Below are 20,892 nucleotides of genomic sequence, written 5' to 3'. Positions count from 1 at the left end.
TAATGACAAGTTTGAACGTGTTTCATCACTTCCTCTGCAGCCAACCATAGTGCGCCTTGATAACGCTGCGACGCGGGACTTTCATTATGGGAAATGTTCGTAATGAGCCGCTAACTTGGTTTGCCATGTCGAGTTGCACCGAGTTTTAGTTTGTATCCCGCGGGCTTGCAGGTGACGTATAGTTTCGTAGATTAAGCGCGGCATCAGAGAGGTCATAGAATGAGCTGGACCGAATATCTCGACATACATCAATCGCGCTTTGTCCAAGAACTGTGCGATTTCATTCGTATTCCATCGGTTTCAGCCAAACCCGAAAACGCGGGCGATGTTCGAAAGGCCGGACAGTGGGTCGTTGATCGTTTGGTCGCGGCGGGAATGGAAAACGTTCAGATGATGGAGACAGTAAGCCATCCCGTGGTCTGTGCCGATTGGCTGCATGCCGGGGCCGATGCGCCCACAATCCTGATCTATGGTCATTTTGACGTGCAACCGGCTGAACCGTTCGAGCTCTGGTCCTCACCTCCGTTCGAGCCAACGATCCGCGGGGATCGGATCTACGGGCGCGGGGCGACTGATGACAAGGGTGCCATGTTAATCCCGATCCTAGCGGCCGAGGCTTTGCTGGCGGAGACTGGAAAGCTGCCGGTCAACTTGCGGTTTTTCTTTGAAGGCCAGGAAGAAATCGGATCCCCTGACCTTCCACCCTTTATCGAGGCTAATCTCGACCGCCTTCAGGCTGATATGATCTTTTCCGCCGATGGCAGCCAGTGGGATACCGAGACGCCGCAACTGGTTCTGGGTCTGAAAGGGCTGACCTCGCTTGAGATCTCGGTTCAAGGCGCGAAAACGGACTTGCACTCTGGTATGCATGGCGGCGGTGTCGCAAACCCCGCGATGGCGTTGGCTCAGTTGCTGGCCAGCATGAAATCGGCTGATGGTCGCATCACCGTGGATGGCTTCTACGACGACGTTGTCGCGTTGACCGATGAAGACCGGGCTGCGATAGCGCGAGTGCCATGGGATGAGGCAGCCTATCTGATCCAAACCGGAGCGCCAGAGACTTTGGGCGAGCCGGGATATTCCACACGTGAAAATCTGTGGGCGCGTCCAACGCTGGAGGTCAACGGGCTGACAAGCGGTTGGCAAGGGGAAGGTACAAAGACCGTTTTGCCCGCGGTGGCCTCGGCCAAAATAACTTGCCGACTGGTCGCTAACCAGAATCCCGAAAAAGTCTTTGACCAGATCTCAGCCCATGTGGAAGCTCACTGCCCGCCGGGTGTGACCGCTCAGGTATCGCGCAACCCTGGGCGCGCGGATCCGTTCCTTTTACCGGCCGGGCACAACGCAACAGCCATCGCGGGACAGGTCCTCGAAGAGGTTTACGGCAAACCCGCCTACAAAACCCGCGTTGGTGGCTCGATCCCGGTGATGTCGACCCTGCTGGACGAGCTGGGTTTGCATGCCGTCATGTTTGCATTCGGACATGAGGATGAAAACCAACACGCCCCGGACGAGTTTTTCCGTCTGCCAACCTTCCGGCGCGGCCAAACAGCCTATGCTCGGTTGATGGAACGGTTAGGCGAATAGGCATTTGCAGCATAGGTTCATCCGTTTTCACAAGCTTCCGACATCACTGCGTGGGTGCGATCTATGACATGCCGCACCTCTGCAAGAAACCGATCTTCATGATGGGTGACCAGCCACTGATCATGTTCCAGATCGTCAATCAAAGGTGAGACCGGTTTCAGGCCCGGCTGGGTGTTTCCAATGAAAGTTGGCAAAACCGCCCGGGCAAGACCTGCATTTGCAAGCTCAAGCGCATTTTGCGGTGCCGTCACTTCGATTGCGTCGTCCTCTTGCGCGTGCGCCCGCAGCCATCTGGCCGAGGGTGTTTTGGACATCACGCGCGCCCAGGTCGAAATGCTCTCATCCGCAGCATAGACCGCAAAACGAACTCGCCCAATCTTGCGACCCGCCAGGCCAATCTCTTCTGGTCGGTGGTTTCGAATGCCGATCGCGGCTTCCCGGTGTCCGATCTTTAACACCTCTTCTGACGAGATGAATCGCAGCCGAACCGGCATTGAACGGGTAAGCCTTCCGACCGCGCCGATCAAAACCTTTGTCACCCAGCTCCCGGCCGAGATTTTGACCAAAGGTGGCGCGGTGGCAAGGCTGCTTTTCGTGACGGGTATGACACGTGCTTCGATTCCTTCGACCTTCCTCAAAAGCGCTTGCCCGTCTTCGGTCAGCTCATACCCTCGCGGTTTGCGGTGAAACAGCTCGCTTCCCAGGTCGCGCTCAAGCTCGATCATGCGCCGACCCAGGGTGGGTGCGCTCTTGCCGGTCTGTTCAGCGGCTGGTCCAAGCCCGCCCGCTCTGGCAACCGCAAGGAAAAGCCGCAGGTTGTCCCAGTCAAAGTTACTTTCATTCATGAAATGAAGATTACATTCTGTGTTATTGATGAAAAGAGAGTCATGGCTTTATTTCTGGAGGATCAGTCAGGAGGGCCACAGATGAACTTTCTCAACACCGAAATCTCACCCCTTGGCATGGGATGCTGGCCGATCGGCGGCAAGATGTATTGGGGCGAACAGTCGCTGGGTTACACCCGATCGAACGACGAAACCTCAATTCGTACGATCCACGCCGCACTGGATGGTGGAATCACACTTTTTGACACCGCTGCCGCCTATGGCGCGGGGCATTCGGAACGTTTGTTAGGCAAAGCGTTAAAGCACCGGCCCGACGCCCTGATTGTCACAAAGATCGGGGTTGGGATCGATGAGGCAAGCAGGCAGATTTCGTTTGACCCCTTCACCCCGGATCAGGTGGGCCTTGCCGTAGATGGGTGCCTTTCGCGGCTGGAACGGGATCGGATCGATCTCTTGCTGTTGCATGTGAACGATATGCCAATTGCCCAGGGGGAGGCGGTGTTTGACGAACTGGACCAGCTTAAAGAGGCCGGAAAGTTGCGCGCCTATGGTTGGAGCACCGACCATTCCGAAAGTGCCCGAGCGGCCTCAACCCGTGATGGTTTTGAGGCGGTGGAATACGTGTTGAACGTTTTTTTCGACGCACCCCGTATGCAACAAGTTGTCCAAGAGGAAGGGCTATTATCCCTAATCCGCTCACCTCTTGCGATGGGGTTGCTCTCGGGCAAGTACGATCAGAACAGTGTTATGGCACCAAACGACGTGCGCGCATCCGGTGAAAGCTGGATGGAGTACTATTCGGATGGAAGGGTAAACCCTGACTTCATGCAAAAACTCGAAGCGGTTCGGGATCTGCTGACCACCAATGGCCGAACGCTTGTGCAAGGAGCTCTCGGGTGGATATGGGGCCAATCTGAAACATACGTACCGATTCCGGGCGCTCGGACAGAAAAACAAATTGAAGGCATTTCGGGAGCACTGACCTTTGGTGCCTTGCCAGTTGAAGCAATGAACGAAATAGAAAGCTTGATTTCGCGCAATCCCAACGAGCCAGACCGCCCCAGGTAACTTTAAGAACTGTATCGAATCTGTGCGCTTGCCGCGAATGTCGGCAACGTGGGCTGCTAACTCAATGACCAAGACGCCTTGGTTGAAGCCTGGAATAGCGATGCCCAATGGATAAAAAAGCAGCCGGGTTACATCAGCACCCAGCTGCATAAGGCCATTGGTGACGGAAGCATGTATCTGAACTACGCGGTCTGGGACACTGTTGCGGATTTTCGCGCTGCGTTTTCAAACCCCGAGTTTCAGCAGCAGCTCAGCCACGATCCCTCAAGCGCTGTGAGAGCGCCCCACCTGTTCGAGAAGGTTGCGGTGCCGAATTGCTGCACGGCCTGATGAAACTCTTTTCAAAAGCCAATTTGAGGGAACCGCAATGAAAACAACGATTCACGCTATCGCGGGCGGCATCGGCTTTGTGACGATCCTCCTATTCTGGACATCAACGGTCTACAGCGAACTCTTTGCAAACCATGAGGCAGCCGCAACCGTCAAGGCATTGATGCTTTAAGGCATGTACATTCTCATCCCGGCGATGGCCATTGCTGGCGGATCAGGCATGGCAATGGGCTGGAAACGCACGGACGCGCTTACGAAGGTCAAGAAAATCCTATGTGAACGACATAGTAGAAAGAGTGATTGCGCCGGTTTCGACGCGCTCACCTGGCGGTTACGGCACTCTCCTTTCTTGAAGCGGGGAGAAGCTTGCCTCAGGAGACGTTCAGCAACACGCGTTTTTGCTAGATCGCAACTTTCGTCAGGTTGGCAGCTCGCCATCGACACCTTGCACAAACCAGTTCATCTCATGAACTTGCTTGTCGGTCAGCGCTTCGCCTTCTTCGATCACCGTCTCACCATTTGCGTTGGTGATGGGGCCAGCAAACGGGTTCAATGTTCCATCTATCAGCGCTTGCTCGACATTGGTTGCAGCAGTTCTCACGTCATCTGGCAACGCGTCGTTATATGGCGCCAACATGACCAGTCCCCCACTGATACCATCCCAAGTGTGATCGGTTTCCCACGTGCCGTCCAGGACATCCTGAACCCGTTGAATGTAGTAAGGTCCCCAATTGTTCACGATACCTGTAAGGTGCGCTTTTTGAGCGAATTGTGACATGTCCGCATCCTGTCCGAAGCAGAAAACACCTGCCTCTTCGGCTCTCTGGCAGGGGGCCGGGCTGTTTGTGTGTTGAGTGATAAAGTCAGCTCCCTGGTCGAGCAAAACCTGCGCGGCATCTGCTTCCAATGCCGGGTTGTACCACGTGTTGACCCAGACCACCTTCACCTCGACATCCGGGTTTACCTTTTGTGCGGCCAGCGTAAAGGCGTTGATCCCCATGATGACTTCGGGGATCGGGAAAGAAGCGATATAGCCCACTGTATTTGTTTCGGTCATCATCCCAGCGATTGTTCCAAAGACAACCCGACCTTCGTGGAAACGCGCATTGTACACGCTGACATTGGGTGCGGTCTTGAAGCCGGTGTTGTTTTCAAAATGGACGTCCGGAAACTTTGAGGCAACTTGCAGCGTCGGCTCCATGAAGCCAAATGAAGCGGTAAAAATCAGCTCGTGGCCGGTTAAGGCAAGCTGGGTGATGACGCGGGTGGCATCAGGACCTTCGGGTACGCTTTCAACAAATGTAGTTTCGATCTGGTCGCCAAAATGAGCAATGACGTCCTGCCGTCCGACCTCATGGCGATAGGACCAGCCGTTGTCGCCAATCGGACTTGGGTAAACAAATCCAATTTTCAGTTTTTCCTCAGCAAAACCTGGTCCTGAACCCAGCACTATTGAAGCAGCAATGCAAAGCCCGCTTGCTGCTAGGGTTTTCAATTTGAGCCAGTTTTCCATTGAATTTCCTCCCTTTTCATCCACTGGATGCAACGAACAAAGGTGGTCGTGACACCGTTCTCGCGAATTGCTGCAAGCATCGGGTGACAACACGCATTGCTACGTTGCACGAAGCCTGGCACTGTTTCGGCTTCTTGTTTGGACTTGGTGAGGAAAATTATTGATCAGTTGTCGATGCAATCAAGCGCATACATTCGCTTGATGCGTGCGCAAAATTAGAACGCCGTAATGGGCTGTTCCGTCTTCAATGGAATATAAACTACCTTCGAGCCGCGTTTCGCGGAAGTACACGACTTGTGAACTGCCTCAGCAAGCCGCCTCCAACAAATAAACCCGTCACGCAGCCGTGGTTTTTGCACCAGCTTCAATTTTCTCCAAGGTCTGCACTAATATTTTCGCCAGAGCTTGCGTCGTCTCTGACATTTGCGCGGGGTTGCGACCACTGAGGGTCAGAAGTTCGTATATGTTCTGGCCTTCGATCTGGCAGAACAGCAAGTCGCCTCTGGTCACTTCATCGCGCACATCCGCCCAGGTCAAAAAACTGACACCTGCACCTTGAATGACAAGCTGTTTTATCGCGCTTACGGAGTTGGATTTAGCTATCGCCTGCGAATTCAGGCCCATACGCTGGATCATGGATTTCACCGTTGCGTTCAATGACAAGGAACGATCCGGAAGCACCAATTGCTGTCCTTGTAGTTCGTCTTTTCCAACCACACCCTTTGATCGAAGCTCTGGTGTAGGTTTCATGACAGCTCCGATATCCAGCCTTGATTCATAGTGACAACGGAAACCAAGATCTCCGGGCATGTTAAATGCAACAACTAGATCAAGTTCGCCTGCAAGCATTTGCTGAACCAGTTGAGATGTCCCGGCCACGACGACATCAATGGCCACGGAACCGTGTTTTTGTCTCACCTCGTCGTACACCGTCGCCAGAAAGCCTTCGGCAAAGCATTCCATAATTCCCAAACGTACGTGGCCGACACGCCCTTTCAGGACTTCGATTTCACTTCGCAGGGTCTGATCCTGGATTTGGAATTCCCGTATGTAATCAACGACGAGCTTTCCAGCTTCGGTCAAATTCATTCCTTTGGCATGGCGAAGGAATAGTGGGGTGCCCAGTTCCCGCTCGAGGTTCAGCACATGCCGGTTTATCGCGGAAGGGGCCAGGTTCACTCTTTCCGATGCCTTCCGGATCGAGCCTGAACTAGCAACAATTTCAAGAACGTGGGCGGCCTGAGTAAGCAGCGGCATAGTAGCGTCCTAATTTTTCGATCATCTTGTACAGTTTATTATCATAGATTGGAACACCACATCCTCCTAGCCTTAACTAAATTCTAAAAAGGGTAGAGAGATGACACGTGAAGTCCTGCTGTGCGCACCGCACCTACTGACAATGGATGCGCAAAATACCGTCTTGAACGATGCAGCGGTGCTCGTGAGTGGACATGAAATCGCCGCTATTGGGTCGCAAGATCAGCTGGTCCGCGAAAACCCGCAAGCCGAAATTCAGGAGTTTCGCAACTGCTTGTTAATGCCCGGCCTCGTCAATGCGCATTGCCATTCGGGCATTTTGCGCGGAACTGCCGAGGGATTGCCTGTTTGGGATTGGCTCCGCATGTATATCGACCCGATGCACCGGGTGCTCAATGCGCGTGAGGCAGAAGCTGCTTCATGGCTTTGTTATGCGGAATCAGCCCTTTCCGGGTCGACGACAATCGTGGACATGTGGCGGTACATGCATGGCAGTGCGAAAGCCGCCGATAAAATCGGCACACGTGCTGTGCTTGTGCCGTATGTTGGTGAGCATCCGGACTACAACTATTTTGAGACTCTCGCATCCAACGAAAAGCTTCTGGATGACTGGCATCGAAGGGCGGAGGGTCGGATCAATGTCTGGGTGGGCCTGGAACACTTGTTCTATGCGTCGCCCGAAAAGCACCGGGACTTCATTGACCTTGCGCTGAAGTACGATACCGGCTTCCACACGCATAGTAATGAAGCCGAGATAGAATTACGGGAAATGGATCGCCGTTACGGCAAGCGCTCAGTTCACGTTCTCAAGGATCTGGGCTTCTTTGAGCCTCGACATACACTGCTGGCCCATTGTGTCTGGTTGGACGATTCCGAGATCGAGGTCATTGCCGAAAATGGCGTTGGCGTTGCCCACAACCCGGTCAGTAATATGAAGCTGGCCAGTGGCATTGCACCGGTTGAAAAGCTGCTCAGGGCGGGTGTTGCAGTCGGAATCGGCACAGATGGTGAAAAAGAGAACAACAACCTCGATATGTTCGACGACATGAAGTGCACATCTCTACTTGGAAAGCTGAACAATCTGGACGCCAGTGCTTTGGACGCGTGGGAGGTCCTGCGAATGGGCACAATCGACGGCGCAAGAAGCGTCGGTCTTGAGGATGAGACCGGCTCGTTGGAGGTCGGCAAGAAAGCTGACATCATTGCGGTACGAACCGATACGCCGCGGATGACGCCTTTGATTGGCGAGGGTGAATTCTTTAACCTCCATTACAATCTTGTGCATTCAGCGCGGGGCTCGGACGTAGTCATGACAATGGTAGACGGAAATCCGATTGTTAGCGATGGACGGCTTGTGACCGCTGAAATGTCTGATCTGATCGGTGAGGTTCATACTGTGCTTCCTGGGCTGTTTGAGCGCCGCGCGGCTTTTCTGGCCGATAATGTGGATGGGGCGGTCAGCCCCGTGTGAACAGTGGCACCAATCTTGGTGCAGAACGTAAAACAATGGAAAATCGCGCTAGACAAACTTGCAATTGGAATTGGAAAATAAATGCTGAATGATCTAAAATATCTGCGCGAAACCATCAGGATAGCCAAAGAGAGCCGGGAATCCGGCAATCATCCATTTGGAGCCATCCTAGTCGGTCCCCAAGGTGATATTCTGCTCCGCGCTGGAAATACCTATTCGTATGAAAAAGGGATTGGACATGCAGAGTTGAACGTTGCCCGTGCGGCAAGCAGAAAGTATCAACCGGATTATTTGGAAAGATGTACGCTTTATACTTCGGTGGAACCTTGTTGCATGTGCGCTGGTGCATGTTACTGGGCTGGGATCGGGGTAGTCGTCTACGGGATGACAGAGAAGCGATTGGCTGTACTCACCGGCGACAACGAAGAGAACCTGACGCTGGATCTGCCTTGCAAAACCGTATTCGCGGCCGGGCAACGAAAAGTAGAAAATCGCGGACCATTTGCCGAAATCGAAGAAGAAGTTGCCGAATGTCATTTCGGGTTCTGGTAGTGACATGCAAACTATTAAAATATTTCGCAAGGTTATCTTTCAAATTATCAATTGAAAGAGAAGGGTTTGTTGCACAAGCTTTCAGTTCACCCGCCGAACAAATCTGCCATTGCGGCGAACGACGGCTTTGTGAGTGCGTCCGCAGCAATGAAGAACGCAGCTGATTGTCCGGTATGGGCCGTCCGCATCGGAGCGACATAAGTCCAACAGGTCGCGGTTATGTGTTGTACCCAGAGATACGATCATTCGCGTGAATTCGTCCCACTATCGGAGTTCATCCTTTCATCCAGCGTCTTCAGAAGTCTGTTCATATCTTCGGCCTCTGCCGGAGTTAGTCCCCGCAAAAGATGATGCTGTGTTTCGACATGATCACCGACGGCTTTCTCGATTGTCGCAAATCCGGGTTCGGTCAAACGGATCAGAAACCCGCGCTTGTCTTCGGGGTTTGGCACCCGCTCGACGAGGCCATGTTTGACGAGTTGGTCGATGCGATTGGTCATTGTTCCTGAGGTCACCATGGTCAGATCCAGCAACTCGCCAGGGGTTAAGCCATCAGGTTTTCCGGATCTGCGCAGGGTCGCCAGGACATCAAAGCTGGCGGCGTTTAACCCATGTGCCTTCCAGGTTTTATCCATTTCACTTCGGAGCTTGGTAGCCATACGAGATAGCCGGCCGATGATTTCCATCGGTCCGACATCAAGGTCGGGCCGGGCCTTGTTCCATTGAGCAATGATGCGGTCTACGTGGTCCATGCATATATATTGCGGGATTATATCTTGACGTCAAGATAAAGCAGTATATCTTGACGTCAAGATAATGGAGATCTGCGATGAGACATCTCGACATTGGAATCACAGCCATTGCGCCATTGGTATGGGGCAGCACCTACTATGTGACGACGGAGTTTCTTCCTGCCGGATATCCGGTGACGATGGCCGCCCTGCGCGCTCTGCCTTCCGGCCTGCTGCTGCTTGTTTTGGCTCCTCGATTGCCGAAAGGTAATTGGTGGCTGCGCATCTTTATTCTTGGCGCGCTGAACTTCACGCTTTTCTGGGTCTTTCTTTTTATCGCAGCCTACCGGTTACCGGGGGGAGTCGCGGCTACCGTCGGTGCTGTTCAGCCGCTGATCGTCGTATTCCTTTCCGCTCTGCTGCTTGGGACCGCAATCAGAATTTTGGCTGTGATGGCCGCTTTGTTTGGCCTACTGGGTGTCGGGCTACTCGTGCTGGGATCAGGCATATCGCTCGATCCGGTCGGCGTGATTGCGGGGGTAGGTGGTGCAGTCTCGATGGCGTCAGGCACAGTCCTGACCCGGAAATGGCAGCTTCCCGTGTCGCTACTTACCTTCACCGCGTGGCAACTGACCGCTGGCGGTCTGTTGCTGGTGCTTCTGGCCGTCTTCATCGAGCCGCCTCTTCCTCCACTGGATGCACGAAACCTCTCCGGCATCTTTTACCTTGCTCTCATCGGGGCTGCGCTCACCTATATCCTGTGGTTCCGCGGCATCTCTCGGATAGAACCAGATGCCGTCTCGGTACTTGGTTTTCTGAGCCCGCTTTCCGCCGTCCTGATCGGCTGGGCATTGCTGGGTCAGGCGCTGACACAGATGCAGATCACTGGGGCCGCACTTGTTTTTGCCGCAATTTGGCTTGGACAAAGGGCGGGGCGCGCCCACCCACCCAACCTTCCGAAACATCCCATCCGTAATCCAGTATAAAGGAAAGCTTCCATGAAACTCATAGTATTTGGTGCCACCGGTGATGTCGGTTCTCGCGTCGTAACAGAAGCGCTCGCACGCGGGCATGACGTAACAGCAGCTGTCCGAAACGAGGCAGCGTTTGCCAAGTTGCCGGAAGGCATCAGGCCAGTCATCGCGGATGCGACAGACCCCGCAGCCCTCGCGGCCGCCATGGAATCGCAGGAAATGGCGATCAGCGCGTTGCGCTCTCCGCCCGGGCGCGAAGGCGAGATTGTCTCTCTGACACGTTCGATCCTCAATGCTGCGTCACGCACGGGCCTTCGGGTGATCATCGTTGGCGGCGCCGCGCGACTCCATCTGCCAAACGGAAGTCCACATACGGTTTTGTCAGACCCCGATTTCTTACCTGAAAACATCGTTCCGATTGCCCGCGCATCGATGGCGCAATGGGAACTCTGCGCCACTGAAACATCGGCGAACTGGACCTATGCCAGCCCGTCGGCACTCTTGCAGCCCGGTCAACGCCTAGGCGCGTTCAGAACCGGTACGGACACGCTGCTCGTTGATGAAGCTGGCAAATCAGAGATATCGATGGAAGATTTTGCTGTTGCGCTGGTAGATGAGGCACAATCAGCCAAGTTCCCGCGTGCTGCGTTTACGGTCGGTTACTAACACTCGTCTCAGAGCGCTATGGAAAGGGCGTCCAACCAGCCGGCTAGCAGGCAGGGCGTTTCCTAAAGGGAGCAGTCCGCCGACCCAAGACATTGGTCGCTGCAGGACCGACGCAGTTTCTTACGAGATGCAGTCCTGCGCCTGACCTGAATGCCGCTCTCAGGTTTAGAGATTCGTTTTCAGGAAACTGAACTGCAGAGCTGCTCAGATAAAGACCAAGATCACGGGCTTCGACGCGAGTGAGGATGTGTTGGATTTCAATGCGCTCGGTGAAGGAGATGTTGCGGTTAACGAGAATGGCGAAGATATGGTGTTTGAAGTTGTCGGAAACGGCGGCCATACGATGACGCTCCAGGACATCCAGGCGGAAGACCTGAGCCTCGGTAACCTCACCGCAGATGACTGGAATTCTATCGACGAGGCGCACAGCGCGCTGGTGAGCCAACTGGAAGCATTGGGAATGTCCATCGCTTGAAGCACAATTGACACTCCACCCGGCCATTCGTCAGGCCGGGTGGTGCGCGCTACATTACTACTCTTGCGGGATAAAAGAGATGATCAAAGACCAACCTCTGCCACCCGGCGCGCAATCCGAACCGGGGTTTTGGCTGGAAACCCTCAATCACCGTAACTGGTTGATGGATCAGTGACGTTCGTGGTTCGTTGTCCCGGAACGTGCATCTATAGGTTGCGCGCGCTTCGGTTTTTTGCAGATACCCTCGATGCCTCCCAAGATCTCTGCCTTATGCCAACAACCAGTTTTTAAGTTAAGTTGACCCAAGCCGCATTTTTTGAAGAGCTTTGCACGCATGCGGCTACAAACTTAACGCCATTGAGGCCGTCGCGAACCGTTGGATAAACAACCGAAGCGTCAGGTGAAGTCCCGTTTCGGAAAGCTTGGATCGCCTCCGCAGCCTCCCCATAGATATTCGCGAACCCTTCCAGATACCCCTCGGGATGGCCCGGAGGAACTCTGCTCAACCTATTGGCAGGATCACCGGCCCCAGCTCCATTTCGGGTGATTAGACGCTTGGGTTCGTTGTAGGGCGTAAACCAAAGATAGTTAGGATCTTCCTGAGACCACTCCAGCCCACCTTTTTCGCCATAGACTCGCAATCGGAGTGCATTTTCGTTGCCGGGAGCCACCTGAGAAGACCACAACATACCGCGCGCTCCACCTTCGAAACGTAGCAACACATGCGCGTTGTCATCGACTTTGCGCCCCGGCACAAAGGCCTGCAAATCCGCCGCCAAGCTTTCCGCCTTCAGCCCGGTTACAAAGCAAGCGAGGTTGTAAGCATGAGTCCCGATGTCACCGGTTGATCCACCCGCGCCCGAGCGTTCGGGATCGGTTCGCCATTCTGCCTGTTTGAAATCCTGTTGCTCGGTCAGCCAGTCCTGCGGGTATTCAACCTGAACCACGCGTATCTTTCCGATATCGCCGTTGGCAACCATTTCACGTGCCTGCCGAACCATCGGATAGCCCGTGTAATTGTGGGTCAAAATGAATAGGGCATTCGCGCTTTCAGCTGCTTTGACCAGCTTTTTTGCATCGGCAAGGGTCGAGGTGAGTGGCTTGTCACAAATTACATGAATACCGCGTTTCAGGAACTCGCGTGCGGCTGCATAGTGAACGTGATTTGGCGTGACTATTGAGATCGCCTCGATCCCAGATTTCAGCCGGGCTTCCCTGATCGCCATTTGTTTGAAGTCTTCATAGACCCGTTCGAGCCCTAATGCATGACCACTTTCAAGAGATTTCTCTGGCGTCGAAGACAAAGCACCGGCAACCAACTCAAACTTGTCGTCCAGTCGCGCGGCTATGCGGTGAACGCCGCCTATGAATGCGTCGTTTCCGCCGCCAACCATGCCAAGCCGAATGCGTCCCGAGGCTTCTTCACTGCGTCCTGTGACCATCACTCAATCCCCAGCATTTTACGATTGGCGGCTTCGTCTGCGCCACCATCAGCGAAATCATCAAAGGCTTTCTCGGTCACACGGATGATGTGATCGGACACGAACTGCGCGCCTTCACGCGCTCCATCCTCGGGGTGTTTGAGGCAGCATTCCCATTCGACAACTGCCCAGCCATCAAAGTTATTCGCCGCCATTTTTGAAAAGACCGCCCCGAAATCCACCTGGCCATCGCCAAGCGACCGGAAGCGCCCGGCACGATCGACCCAGCCTTGATACCCGGAATAAACGCCCTGTCGGCCGGTCGGGTTAAACTCGGCATCTTTGACATGGAACATCCGGATCCGATCTTTGTAGATGTCGATATTGTCCAGATAATCGAGGCATTGCAGCACGTAGTGCGACGGGTCGTACAACATGCAAGCGCGTGGGTGATTGCCTGTCCGTTCGAGAAACATCTCGTACGTCACGCCGTCGTGGAGGTCCTCACCTGGGTGAATTTCGTAACAGACGTCAACGCCGCATTCTTCGGCGTGATCCAGTATTGGCACCCAACGCCGAGCGAGCTCATCAAACGCCGTTTCGATCAAGCCAGCAGGGCGCTGCGGCCAAGGATAGACATAGGGCCATGCCAATGCGCCTGAGAATGTCGCATGCGCTGAAATACCCAAATTTTTTGAAGCAGATAGTGCTTTTTTCACTTGGTCCACCGCCCATTCTTGCCGGGCTTTCGGGTTTCCTCTAACGCTTTCGGCTGCAAAACCATCAAACGCGCTGTCATAGGCCGGATGAACGGCCACGAGTTGGCCCTGAAGGTGGGTTGAAAGTTCAGTGACTTCGACGCCATTTTCCTTTGCTTTGCCTTTGAAGTCATCGCAATAACTGGCGCTGGACGCGGCTTGTTCCAGGTCGAACAACCGGCCATCCCAACTAGGAACCTGAACGCCCTTGTATCCACAGTCAGCCGCCCATTTGGTGATCGCGTCCCACGAATTGAACGGCGCTTCGTCCCCCGCGAATTGCGCAAGAAACAAAGCCGGACCTTTGATTGTCTTCATAAAATTTCCTCCCCAAAACCTAAGCCTCTATGGCGGTAAATTTTCCTTCAGATAGATGTCGATACGGATACGTTCCTGGGCTTTGTTGAATGGTACTTTGTCTGAAGTTGCACGCAGCAGACGGACGGCTGAACGAACAATATGCCCGGTGTCTTGCGAGATAAGAGCGTCAAATGTACCGAGCGTAAGCGCCTCACGACTGAGCGGAGTAAGCTCATGAGCTATGATCACCAGATCTTTGCTGAGCTTGTTCTCGGAAAGAAATTGAATCAGGCCTGCATTGCCTGCTGCTGAGGAATAAATTCCAACCAGATCCGGGTAGGTTTCAAAGATCTCGGGCATCATATTGTAAATCAGATCCGGGTCATCCCGGCCCTCGACAGACGCTACGACTTCGAGGTGTGGGAATTCCTCAGCCACAACTAAATCAAAGCCTTGACGACGCTCTAGATGGTCACGTGCCAAACGGGATCCTGTAAGTACCAAGACCTTGCCGTTGCGATGCACAAATCGTCCCATCAGCTGAGCGGCGGTTCGCCCAGCCGAAACGTTATCAATTCCTACAAAGTGGTCTCGCTCAGAACTCGGCAAGTCAGACACCAACGCAACCACCGGAACGCCTTTGTCTCTCAGCCTTTTTACGGCGTCGCGGACAGAAGGCGTTTCGGGTCCGAAAACGGCGACCCCGTCAACCTCCAAACTGTCGACAGCATCCAGAATGTTAACGATATCCTGCGGCTCAAACGGGGCAACTTTCTTTATCGCAACGCGGGTCCTCTCGATAAATTGGTCGCGGGATTGTTCTGCGATCTGACTGCTGATTGCATCCACAAACTCGTTGTCCGTTTCCGGCAGAATAAAGAGGAAATTGTAGACACGGTTTCGTGCAAGGTTTGCTGCGGCCGTGTCGCGCACATACCCCAGCTCATCAATCGCCTTTTGTACTTTCTGTACGGTTACGGCCCGTACGCCGGGGCGCCTGTTCAATACCCGGTCAACAGTCGCCAGGCTGACACCCGCTACGCGCGCGATGTCATTGACGGTTGGCTTTTTCACCAATTCTAATTTTTGTTTTTGGTCTTCCACGTGTTTTTCAACCCTCAATCTCCCGCGCTAAGCCCTCAAACAACAAAGCAACAGCCTCAGCGCCGGGATCGTTATGTCCAACTAGGTTTTCTTCGGGAACATAGGCTGCGCGGCCTGCCTTCGCACGTCGAATATTCGCGGTGTTGTTCGCGCCTTCGCGGGCAGCCTCGGCCGCATGCGCCAGACCAGATGGCAGTGCGGCAAGTGCCGGTGCCAGGGCGTCAATCATTGTCCTGTCACCTACCTTGGCACCCCCAACCTGGCTGACGCGATTCAGACCTTCGACCAGAGACTTCGGTACCGAAGCCCCGCTCGCAGAGGCATCTCCAGCCGCGTTGAAAAAAATTGCGAGTATCACGCCGGAAGAACCACCCATTGTCTGGCTTAACTCATTGCCCAACGCCGGAAACAGTTGTGTCAGGTCAGCGAGCGGCATTCGGTCAAGGCTACCTTGCAACGCTCTAGCGGCCGTCGCCAACGTGCTTCCTGTATCGCCATCTCCGGATTTCGCGTCCAGCTCGTTCAGGTTCTTCTCGGCGTTGATGAGCAGTTCAGACAATCGGGTGATCGTCTCCCTTGTGGCGGGATTGTTCGAAGGAATTGGATCGATAGGGGTCAGGCCATCAGGCAAAGGCGCTACTTTTATCGGGTCGATGGAATTGACGCCGGGCCAAGCCGCCAGATCAACAGGAGCTTCAAGTGCCGCTAAATCGTCCTGATCTACAGGCAGAATAGAAACAGAAAACCCGTGCATATCCAGCGATGTCATCATTGGCGCTGGGCCGATGATGTGATGGGCAATACCAGTCTCGGACAAGGCGTGCGTGAGGACAGCCATTTCTAGCGGAGTTGTCGACCCAAGGTTGTTGACCAACGCCACACAATCCCCAGAACCCACCCTTTGCTTCAGCTTTTCCACCACTGTGGACATGGCTGATACAGCATTTGAGAACTCGACTTGCTGTACACCGGGCTCGCCGTGGATGCCTAAGCCGAGCTCCGCTTTGCCGGGTGCGATCCGGTCTTCCTTTGGAGATCCCGGAACGGTACAGGTGTCCAGGCTCATACCGATGCTGACAACCTTTGCTATAGTGCTTGTTGCTGCTTTGGTAACGGTGTCTAGGTCAGCACCGCATTCAGCGAGCGCTCCGGCGATTTTGTGCACGAACAACGTACCTGCCACGCCACGTGGTTGCGGAAGGTCGGGCAGGGCGATGTCATCATCAACAACAACCATCTCTACCTTGCGGCCCAATGCACGGGCGCGTTCAGCCGCCAGTCCAAAGTTCAACCGATCACCGGTGTAATTCTTCACGATAAGCAAGCACCCAGCCTCACCCGTAACCGCAAGAATACCCGCCAGTACCGCCTCTACCGACGGGGAAGCAAACACTTCGCCGCACACCGCTGCTGTCAACATACCGGGGCCAACAAAACCTGCATGGGCGGGTTCGTGGCCAGATCCTCCGCCGGACACCAAGGCGACCTTCGACTTGTCCCAATCCGACCTGAAAATCACCTTGATGTGTGGGTATCCGTCCAGCCGGGTAAGTTGCCCTCCGGAGGAGGCCAGAAGGCCGTCTATCGCCTCTGTCACCAGAGTTTCTTTTGTGTTGAGGAACTGGGCCATGCTTTTGCTCCTTAATTCACTCGCGCGCCGGACGCGTCAAAATACAAAGGGTTGTGGGGGCGGATTTTTATAACTTTTCCAGATGGATAATCCTGATGGACATCAATCAAGGTCACAACCGGGTGACCGTTTAAGTCAAGGTGCAACCGCGTTTGATCCCCCAGATGCTCAGCACGTATGACACGCGCTTCACTGCCTTCGCCTTCAATGATGTTTTCCGGGCGTAGGCCAATCTGCGGGCCTTTGTGATCGCCTTCGAACAACCCGGACGGCAGGATATTTATCCGCGGCAGACCCAATCGGCTGGCTACGTAAACACTGCCCGGGTTTTCATAAATGTCCCGAGGTGTTCCGTACTGAACCAACCGGCCGTTCTCCAAAACGCCGATATGCGTCGCCATTGTCATGGCTTCGACCTGATCATGGGTCACGTAGAGCAAGGTTGACCCCAGATCGGCCTGAATCCTTTTCAACTCGACCCGCAAATCCGCCCGAAGCTTGGCGTCCAAAGAACTGAGCGGTTCATCCATCAGGAAGATTTGGGGATCACGCACCAGCGCTCGTCCAATTGAAACGCGCTGCATTTCACCGCCAGACAGTTCAGTGGCCTTGTTATCCAGTTTGTGCGGGATCTGAAGAATCTCCGAGACCTCATTAACCTTCCTGGTGATCTCGTCCTCTGGGGTCTTCAGTATCGGCGACCGTAGAGGGAAGGACAGGTTTTCCCGCACTGTCATATGCGGGTACAGCGAGTACTGCTGGAAGACCATCGCTACATCGCGCTGAGCGGGAGTGTCTATTCCAACGTCACGCCCGGCAATGTGCACAGTTCCTGAATCCAGTTTCTCGAGTCCGGATATCAATCTCAGCGTCGTTGTTTTTCCCGCGCCAGTCGGGCCCAACAACACCACAAATGCACCGTTGGGGATCGTCATCGAAATACCGTCCACCGCTTTGACGTTGCCAAATGACTTCGAGATATTCTCCAAAACGACTTCAGCCATTGCTCAGTACCTCGTCGTTCAGAGCGGACCTCAACGCGCGCCCAGTAGACTTTTCAAACAAAGTTACTGCGGGGGAGCGGAACTCCAATCCCACTGTCTCACCGGGACTGACGACCTCGCGTGCATCAATCCGGGCTTTCAGCTCTCCATTCGGGCTTTGCAGCGTCACGATCTGAGTGGTTCCCAAGTATTCTGCGGCCAAGACCTTGGCCCGGTATTCACTCCCATCCGAAAGAAAAACATGCTCGGGGCGAACGCCAAAAACCAAGTCACCTTCCGCCCCTTCCATCAGCCTCGGCACGGCTTCGTCATGGCCATTCAGCCGAACCATTTCCGAACCAGGCTCGACTTTTCCCTCAAACGGCAGGAAGTTCATCGAAGGAGACCCGATAAAATCCGCCACAAACATCGTAGCCGGTTTGTCGTAGATTTCCTGGGGTGTACCGAATTGCTCGATCACAGCATTATTCATCACCACGATCTTGTCGCCCATTTGCATGGCTTCCAGCTGATCATGTGTGACGTACACAGTGGTCGCCCCCATGCGATCATGAAGCGCACGCAGTTCTTCGGCCATGTGTTCCCGAAACTCAGCATCCAAGGCACCAAGGGGTTCGTCCATCATGAACGCCTTGGGCTCCCGAACAATCGCGCGACCCAGCGCCACGCGCTGCCTGTCGCCGCCTGACAGTCCACCTACCGGGCTATCGAGGATGTCGTTGATCCCCAGAATTCCCGCGACTTCCTCGACCTTGGCTTTGACGGCTGCACGCGGCATGCCCTGCGAGACTAGGGGGTAGCTGATGTTCTTGCGCACGTTCATGTGGGGATACAGCGCGAACATCTGGAACACGAAGGCTATGTCCCGCTCCGAAGGTGGCCGCTGGCTGATCTCTTCACCGTCCAGATAGATTTCACCCGATGTTGGAAGTTCCAATCCAGCTATCATCCGCAGCGTCGTCGTCTTTCCGCAGCCGGATGGCCCGAGCAGCATGAAAAACTCACCGTCCTCAATCGTGAACGAGCTTTCGCGGACAGCCGTGAAATCGCCGAACATCTTTCTTACGTTTTTGACTACGATCTGGGCCATTTCTACTCCGGGAAATGGCTGACGATGATGAACATGACGGTTCCGATCAGCGTGACGATGAAGGAATAGGTGAAGGCCCAAAGGACAAAGGGCTGCATCAGCATGAAGACTCCCAGTGCGATAAGGATGGTTGCGACCATCTCCCACGGGCCGCGGCGGAGCCGCATCAATCCGATTAGAAAATCGCTCATTTGCGCACGGCTCCGAATGTGATCCCACGCAGCAAATGTTTGCGCATCAGGATGGTGAAAATCATGACGGGGATCAGGAAGATCGTGGCACCTGCCGCCACAGCAGGCCAGTCCAGGCCGCCAATACCAATAATTGTCGGGATGAACGGTGGCGCAGACTGCGCATTCGCGGATGTCAGCAGCACGGCAAACGCGTACTCATTCCAAGCGAAGATCAGGCAAAAGATAGCTGTTGAGGCTATGCCGGTTGCGGCTTGCGGCAGCACCACTTTGTAGAAGGCCTGAAATCTCGTGTAGCCATCTATGAGGGCGGCCTCTTCGTACTCTCTTGGGATTTCGTCGATGAAACCCTTCAGCAACCAAACCGCCAAGGAAATATTCACGCCCGTATACAGCAGGATCATTCCCAAATGCGTGTCGCTGAGACCAAGGTTTCTGAACATCAGGAATATTGGGATGGCGACGGCGACCGGGGGCATCATCCTTGTACTGAGGATGAAAAAAAGAAGGTCGTCCTTAAGCGGTACTTTAAACCTGCTGAAGGCATAGGCGGCCAGCGTGCCAAGGAAGATACTCAAGAACGTTGAGCCAAATCCGATGATAACCGAATTCATAAAGCGTTCCCCGAACTTGGATGGCCCGACAATCACCATGTCGTATTGGCGCACGATCTCATCGGCCCAGTTCTGCGGTGGGTTTGCTTCCAGAAATTCCTGCGTTTGCCGTGTTCGTGTGGTGAAGAGATTGACGTAGCCTTCAAGCGTGGGGTCAAAGACCACTTTGGGCGGGTAACTGATCGCATCTGCCGGGGACTTGAAGCCGGTCAGCAAGATCCAAACCAGCGGGATCATCGTGATCAGCGCATAAGTAATTACCAGGAAGCCTGCGATCCACTTGGACCGGTTCGAAGGTTCGGTGACGGAAAAACTACTCATCTCTGTTTCACCTTGTTCAGGGCTTTGACGTAGATCGACGCGAGGCCGAACACGGTGACGAAAAGGATGATCGCATAGGCCGAGGCATAGCCCGTACGCCATTTCTCAAAGGCTTCGCGTTTCAGGTTGATCGAAGTGAGTTCCGTTACAGAACCGGGGCCTCCGCCGGTTAGCTGAACAACCAGGTCGAACATCTTGAAGTTCTCTATGCCTCGAAACAGCACGGCCAGCATCAGGAACGGTAGCACCATCGGGATGGTAATCGTAAAGAACTGTCGCAGCTTGCTGGCCCTGTCGATTTCAGCCGCCTCGTAGATGTAATCGGGAATGCTGCGCAGACCGGCCAGACAGATCAGCATCACGAAGGGGGTCCACATCCAGGTGTCGACGATCACGATCGCCCACGGAGCCAACGTCACGGATCCCAGCATTTCAAAGCTCGACGGGTCCTTGCCGGTAAACCAGGACACGATGTAGTTAAACAGTCCGATTTGAGGTTGATACAGGAACTTCCAGAAGTTCCCGACAACCGCCGGGGACAGCATCATTGGCAGCACGATAATCGTGGTCCAAAGATCGTTGCCCTTGAATTTCTTGTTGATCAACCACGCCAGAGTAAACCCGATCAGGACCTGGAAAAAGATCGTCCAGAACAGGAAATGCGCCGTCGCCTGCATATTTAGCCAGGTGTCCGAGTCCGTCAGGATACGCTCGTAATTCCTGAGGCCGACATCTTTGACTTCGCGCCCGATCCGGTTGGCCTTGTAGTTGGTAAAGCTCAATTGGATGGTCCAGATCAACGGAAAGATGTTGATCGCCAGCAAAAGAAAGATCGTTGGGGAGATGAATATCCAGGCGATCGCGCGGTCGGATAATCCTCGGATTTTTCGCGCAACTCGCTCGGGCGTTGCCTGCGCAACGCGATCTATTGTCCTGTCAGACATCTCTTTGCCAGTTCTTGTTGGTTTAGGACTCACGGGTGAAGGTGGA

The 20,892-nt window shown here is 54.2% G+C and carries 22 protein-coding genes; 9 read left to right on the top strand and 13 right to left on the bottom strand.

Annotated elements, in window-relative coordinates; translation table 11 throughout:
- Positions 1-219 precede the first annotated feature (219 nt).
- Entirely contained in the window at positions 220-1,587 is a 1,368-nt protein-coding gene (locus tag ACR0IU_RS21695; RefSeq protein ID WP_480717715.1) for a dipeptidase, read from the top strand.
- Positions 1,588-1,604: 17 nt separating this feature from the next.
- Here the strand turns inward: ACR0IU_RS21695 and ACR0IU_RS21690 are convergent, their stop codons facing one another.
- Positions 1,605-2,432, bottom strand: coding sequence for a LysR family transcriptional regulator (locus ACR0IU_RS21690; protein WP_480717714.1), 828 nt, complete (start codon positions 2,430-2,432; stop codon positions 1,605-1,607).
- An 81-nt stretch (positions 2,433-2,513) separates the two neighbouring features.
- Here ACR0IU_RS21690 and ACR0IU_RS21685 point away from each other — a divergent pair, with 81 nt between their 5' ends.
- From ACR0IU_RS21685 to ACR0IU_RS21675, 3 genes are all read left to right on the top strand, one after another.
- Positions 2,514-3,500, top strand: coding sequence for an aldo/keto reductase (locus ACR0IU_RS21685; RefSeq protein ID WP_480717713.1), 987 nt, complete (start codon positions 2,514-2,516; stop codon positions 3,498-3,500).
- A 78-nt stretch (positions 3,501-3,578) separates the two neighbouring features.
- The gene (locus ACR0IU_RS21680; RefSeq protein WP_480717712.1) at positions 3,579-3,830 is read left to right on the top strand and encodes an antibiotic biosynthesis monooxygenase family protein; all 252 of its coding nucleotides are present in this window, start codon (positions 3,579-3,581) and stop codon (positions 3,828-3,830) included.
- Positions 3,831-3,867: 37 nt separating this feature from the next.
- On the top strand, positions 3,868-4,002 hold the full coding sequence (locus ACR0IU_RS21675) for a hypothetical protein (protein ID WP_480717711.1): 135 nt from the start codon (positions 3,868-3,870) through the stop codon (positions 4,000-4,002).
- 246 nt (positions 4,003-4,248) lie between these two features.
- Here ACR0IU_RS21675 and ACR0IU_RS21670 read toward each other — a convergent pair whose 3' ends face one another.
- Positions 4,249-5,343: a BMP family ABC transporter substrate-binding protein gene (locus ACR0IU_RS21670; RefSeq protein WP_480717710.1), complete on the bottom strand. Its 1,095-nt coding sequence runs from the start codon at positions 5,341-5,343 to the stop codon at positions 4,249-4,251.
- A gap of 336 nt (positions 5,344-5,679) precedes the next feature.
- Positions 5,680-6,600, bottom strand: a complete 921-nt coding sequence (locus ACR0IU_RS21665) for a LysR family transcriptional regulator (protein ID WP_480717709.1) — start codon at positions 6,598-6,600, stop codon at positions 5,680-5,682.
- A 100-nt stretch (positions 6,601-6,700) separates the two neighbouring features.
- Here ACR0IU_RS21665 and ACR0IU_RS21660 point away from each other — a divergent pair, with 100 nt between their 5' ends.
- Positions 6,701-8,071 (top strand): amidohydrolase family protein, encoded by a 1,371-nt coding sequence (locus ACR0IU_RS21660; protein ID WP_480717708.1) that lies wholly within the window; start codon positions 6,701-6,703, stop codon positions 8,069-8,071.
- Between the two features lie 81 nt (positions 8,072-8,152).
- Positions 8,153-8,623, top strand: coding sequence for a nucleoside deaminase (locus ACR0IU_RS21655; RefSeq protein ID WP_480717707.1), 471 nt, complete (start codon positions 8,153-8,155; stop codon positions 8,621-8,623).
- 242 nt (positions 8,624-8,865) lie between these two features.
- On the opposite strand, the gene ACR0IU_RS21650 is transcribed toward ACR0IU_RS21655, so the two are convergent.
- Positions 8,866-9,375: a MarR family winged helix-turn-helix transcriptional regulator gene (locus ACR0IU_RS21650; protein WP_480717706.1), complete on the bottom strand. Its 510-nt coding sequence runs from the start codon at positions 9,373-9,375 to the stop codon at positions 8,866-8,868.
- Between the two features lie 77 nt (positions 9,376-9,452).
- Between ACR0IU_RS21650 and ACR0IU_RS21645 the strand changes: the two genes are divergently transcribed.
- The 3 genes from ACR0IU_RS21645 (at position 9,453) to ACR0IU_RS21635 (ending at position 11,469) form a co-directional block, all read left to right on the top strand.
- Complete coding sequence (locus ACR0IU_RS21645) at positions 9,453-10,340, top strand: EamA family transporter (RefSeq protein ID WP_480717705.1); 888 nt, start codon at positions 9,453-9,455, stop codon at positions 10,338-10,340.
- Positions 10,341-10,352: 12 nt separating this feature from the next.
- Positions 10,353-10,994 carry an NAD(P)-dependent oxidoreductase gene (locus tag ACR0IU_RS21640; protein ID WP_480717704.1) on the top strand — a complete coding sequence of 214 codons (642 nt, stop codon included), beginning with the start codon at positions 10,353-10,355 and terminating at the stop codon, positions 10,992-10,994.
- Positions 10,995-11,244: 250 nt separating this feature from the next.
- Positions 11,245-11,469, top strand: coding sequence for a hypothetical protein (locus tag ACR0IU_RS21635; protein WP_480717703.1), 225 nt, complete (start codon positions 11,245-11,247; stop codon positions 11,467-11,469).
- A 287-nt stretch (positions 11,470-11,756) separates the two neighbouring features.
- On the opposite strand, the gene ACR0IU_RS21630 is transcribed toward ACR0IU_RS21635, so the two are convergent.
- The 9 genes from ACR0IU_RS21630 to ACR0IU_RS21590 are packed head-to-tail and all read right to left on the bottom strand — an operon-like array spanning position 11,757 to position 20,846.
- Complete coding sequence (locus ACR0IU_RS21630; RefSeq protein WP_480717702.1) at positions 11,757-12,911, bottom strand: Gfo/Idh/MocA family protein; 1,155 nt, start codon at positions 12,909-12,911, stop codon at positions 11,757-11,759.
- Positions 12,911-13,966 carry a sugar phosphate isomerase/epimerase family protein gene (locus ACR0IU_RS21625; RefSeq protein WP_480717701.1) on the bottom strand — a complete coding sequence of 352 codons (1,056 nt, stop codon included), beginning with the start codon at positions 13,964-13,966 and terminating at the stop codon, positions 12,911-12,913. The genes ACR0IU_RS21630 and ACR0IU_RS21625 overlap by 1 nt, the downstream gene beginning before the upstream one ends.
- Before the next feature lie 27 nt (positions 13,967-13,993).
- Complete coding sequence (locus ACR0IU_RS21620; RefSeq protein WP_480717700.1) at positions 13,994-15,022, bottom strand: LacI family DNA-binding transcriptional regulator; 1,029 nt, start codon at positions 15,020-15,022, stop codon at positions 13,994-13,996.
- A gap of 37 nt (positions 15,023-15,059) precedes the next feature.
- A complete protein-coding gene (locus ACR0IU_RS21615; protein WP_480717699.1) occupies positions 15,060-16,682 on the bottom strand; it encodes a dihydroxyacetone kinase subunit DhaK in 1,623 nt (540 codons plus the stop codon).
- A gap of 11 nt (positions 16,683-16,693) precedes the next feature.
- Positions 16,694-17,686 carry an ABC transporter ATP-binding protein gene (locus ACR0IU_RS21610; protein ID WP_170546377.1) on the bottom strand — a complete coding sequence of 331 codons (993 nt, stop codon included), beginning with the start codon at positions 17,684-17,686 and terminating at the stop codon, positions 16,694-16,696.
- Positions 17,679-18,776: an ABC transporter ATP-binding protein gene (locus ACR0IU_RS21605; RefSeq protein ID WP_170472688.1), complete on the bottom strand. Its 1,098-nt coding sequence runs from the start codon at positions 18,774-18,776 to the stop codon at positions 17,679-17,681. The genes ACR0IU_RS21610 and ACR0IU_RS21605 overlap by 8 nt, the downstream gene beginning before the upstream one ends.
- Positions 18,777-18,778: 2 nt before the next feature.
- The gene (locus tag ACR0IU_RS21600) at positions 18,779-18,967 is read right to left on the bottom strand and encodes a hypothetical protein (RefSeq protein ID WP_170772431.1); all 189 of its coding nucleotides are present in this window, start codon (positions 18,965-18,967) and stop codon (positions 18,779-18,781) included.
- Positions 18,964-19,902, bottom strand: coding sequence for a carbohydrate ABC transporter permease (locus ACR0IU_RS21595; protein ID WP_480717698.1), 939 nt, complete (start codon positions 19,900-19,902; stop codon positions 18,964-18,966). The genes ACR0IU_RS21600 and ACR0IU_RS21595 overlap by 4 nt, the downstream gene beginning before the upstream one ends.
- Positions 19,899-20,846: a carbohydrate ABC transporter permease gene (locus ACR0IU_RS21590; RefSeq protein ID WP_010442362.1), complete on the bottom strand. Its 948-nt coding sequence runs from the start codon at positions 20,844-20,846 to the stop codon at positions 19,899-19,901. The genes ACR0IU_RS21595 and ACR0IU_RS21590 overlap by 4 nt, the downstream gene beginning before the upstream one ends.
- Between the last annotated feature and the right edge of the window lie 46 nt (positions 20,847-20,892).

It is taken from the genome of Ruegeria sp. CL5 (assembly GCF_056536485.1).
Note: the sequence above shows the minus strand (reverse complement) of the source record. Positions and strands in the feature narration are given on the sequence as shown.

What these genes read in the sequence shown, in the direction of transcription:
- ACR0IU_RS21605 (WP_170472688.1), bottom strand. Translation starts at nt 18,776, where the DNA reads ATGGCCCAGATCGTAGTCAAAAACGTAAGAAAGATGTTCGGCGATTTC.
- ACR0IU_RS21660 (WP_480717708.1), top strand. Translation starts at nt 6,701, where the DNA reads ATGACACGTGAAGTCCTGCTGTGCGCACCGCACCTACTGACAATGGAT.
- ACR0IU_RS21595 (WP_480717698.1), bottom strand. Translation starts at nt 19,902, where the DNA reads ATGAGTAGTTTTTCCGTCACCGAACCTTCGAACCGGTCCAAGTGGATC.
- ACR0IU_RS21670 (WP_480717710.1), bottom strand. Translation starts at nt 5,343, where the DNA reads ATGGAAAACTGGCTCAAATTGAAAACCCTAGCAGCAAGCGGGCTTTGC.
- ACR0IU_RS21615 (WP_480717699.1), bottom strand. Translation starts at nt 16,682, where the DNA reads ATGGCCCAGTTCCTCAACACAAAAGAAACTCTGGTGACAGAGGCGATA.
- ACR0IU_RS21650 (WP_480717706.1), bottom strand. Translation starts at nt 9,375, where the DNA reads ATGGACCACGTAGACCGCATCATTGCTCAATGGAACAAGGCCCGGCCC.
- ACR0IU_RS21625 (WP_480717701.1), bottom strand. Translation starts at nt 13,966, where the DNA reads ATGAAGACAATCAAAGGTCCGGCTTTGTTTCTTGCGCAATTCGCGGGG.
- ACR0IU_RS21685 (WP_480717713.1), top strand. Translation starts at nt 2,514, where the DNA reads ATGAACTTTCTCAACACCGAAATCTCACCCCTTGGCATGGGATGCTGG.
- ACR0IU_RS21610 (WP_170546377.1), bottom strand. Translation starts at nt 17,686, where the DNA reads ATGGCTGAAGTCGTTTTGGAGAATATCTCGAAGTCATTTGGCAACGTC.
- ACR0IU_RS21665 (WP_480717709.1), bottom strand. Translation starts at nt 6,600, where the DNA reads ATGCCGCTGCTTACTCAGGCCGCCCACGTTCTTGAAATTGTTGCTAGT.
- ACR0IU_RS21630 (WP_480717702.1), bottom strand. Translation starts at nt 12,911, where the DNA reads ATGGTCACAGGACGCAGTGAAGAAGCCTCGGGACGCATTCGGCTTGGC.
- ACR0IU_RS21675 (WP_480717711.1), top strand. Translation starts at nt 3,868, where the DNA reads ATGAAAACAACGATTCACGCTATCGCGGGCGGCATCGGCTTTGTGACG.
- ACR0IU_RS21695 (WP_480717715.1), top strand. Translation starts at nt 220, where the DNA reads ATGAGCTGGACCGAATATCTCGACATACATCAATCGCGCTTTGTCCAA.
- ACR0IU_RS21590 (WP_010442362.1), bottom strand. Translation starts at nt 20,846, where the DNA reads ATGTCTGACAGGACAATAGATCGCGTTGCGCAGGCAACGCCCGAGCGA.
- ACR0IU_RS21640 (WP_480717704.1), top strand. Translation starts at nt 10,353, where the DNA reads ATGAAACTCATAGTATTTGGTGCCACCGGTGATGTCGGTTCTCGCGTC.
- ACR0IU_RS21690 (WP_480717714.1), bottom strand. Translation starts at nt 2,432, where the DNA reads ATGAATGAAAGTAACTTTGACTGGGACAACCTGCGGCTTTTCCTTGCG.
- ACR0IU_RS21600 (WP_170772431.1), bottom strand. Translation starts at nt 18,967, where the DNA reads ATGAGCGATTTTCTAATCGGATTGATGCGGCTCCGCCGCGGCCCGTGG.
- ACR0IU_RS21655 (WP_480717707.1), top strand. Translation starts at nt 8,153, where the DNA reads ATGCTGAATGATCTAAAATATCTGCGCGAAACCATCAGGATAGCCAAA.
- ACR0IU_RS21645 (WP_480717705.1), top strand. Translation starts at nt 9,453, where the DNA reads ATGAGACATCTCGACATTGGAATCACAGCCATTGCGCCATTGGTATGG.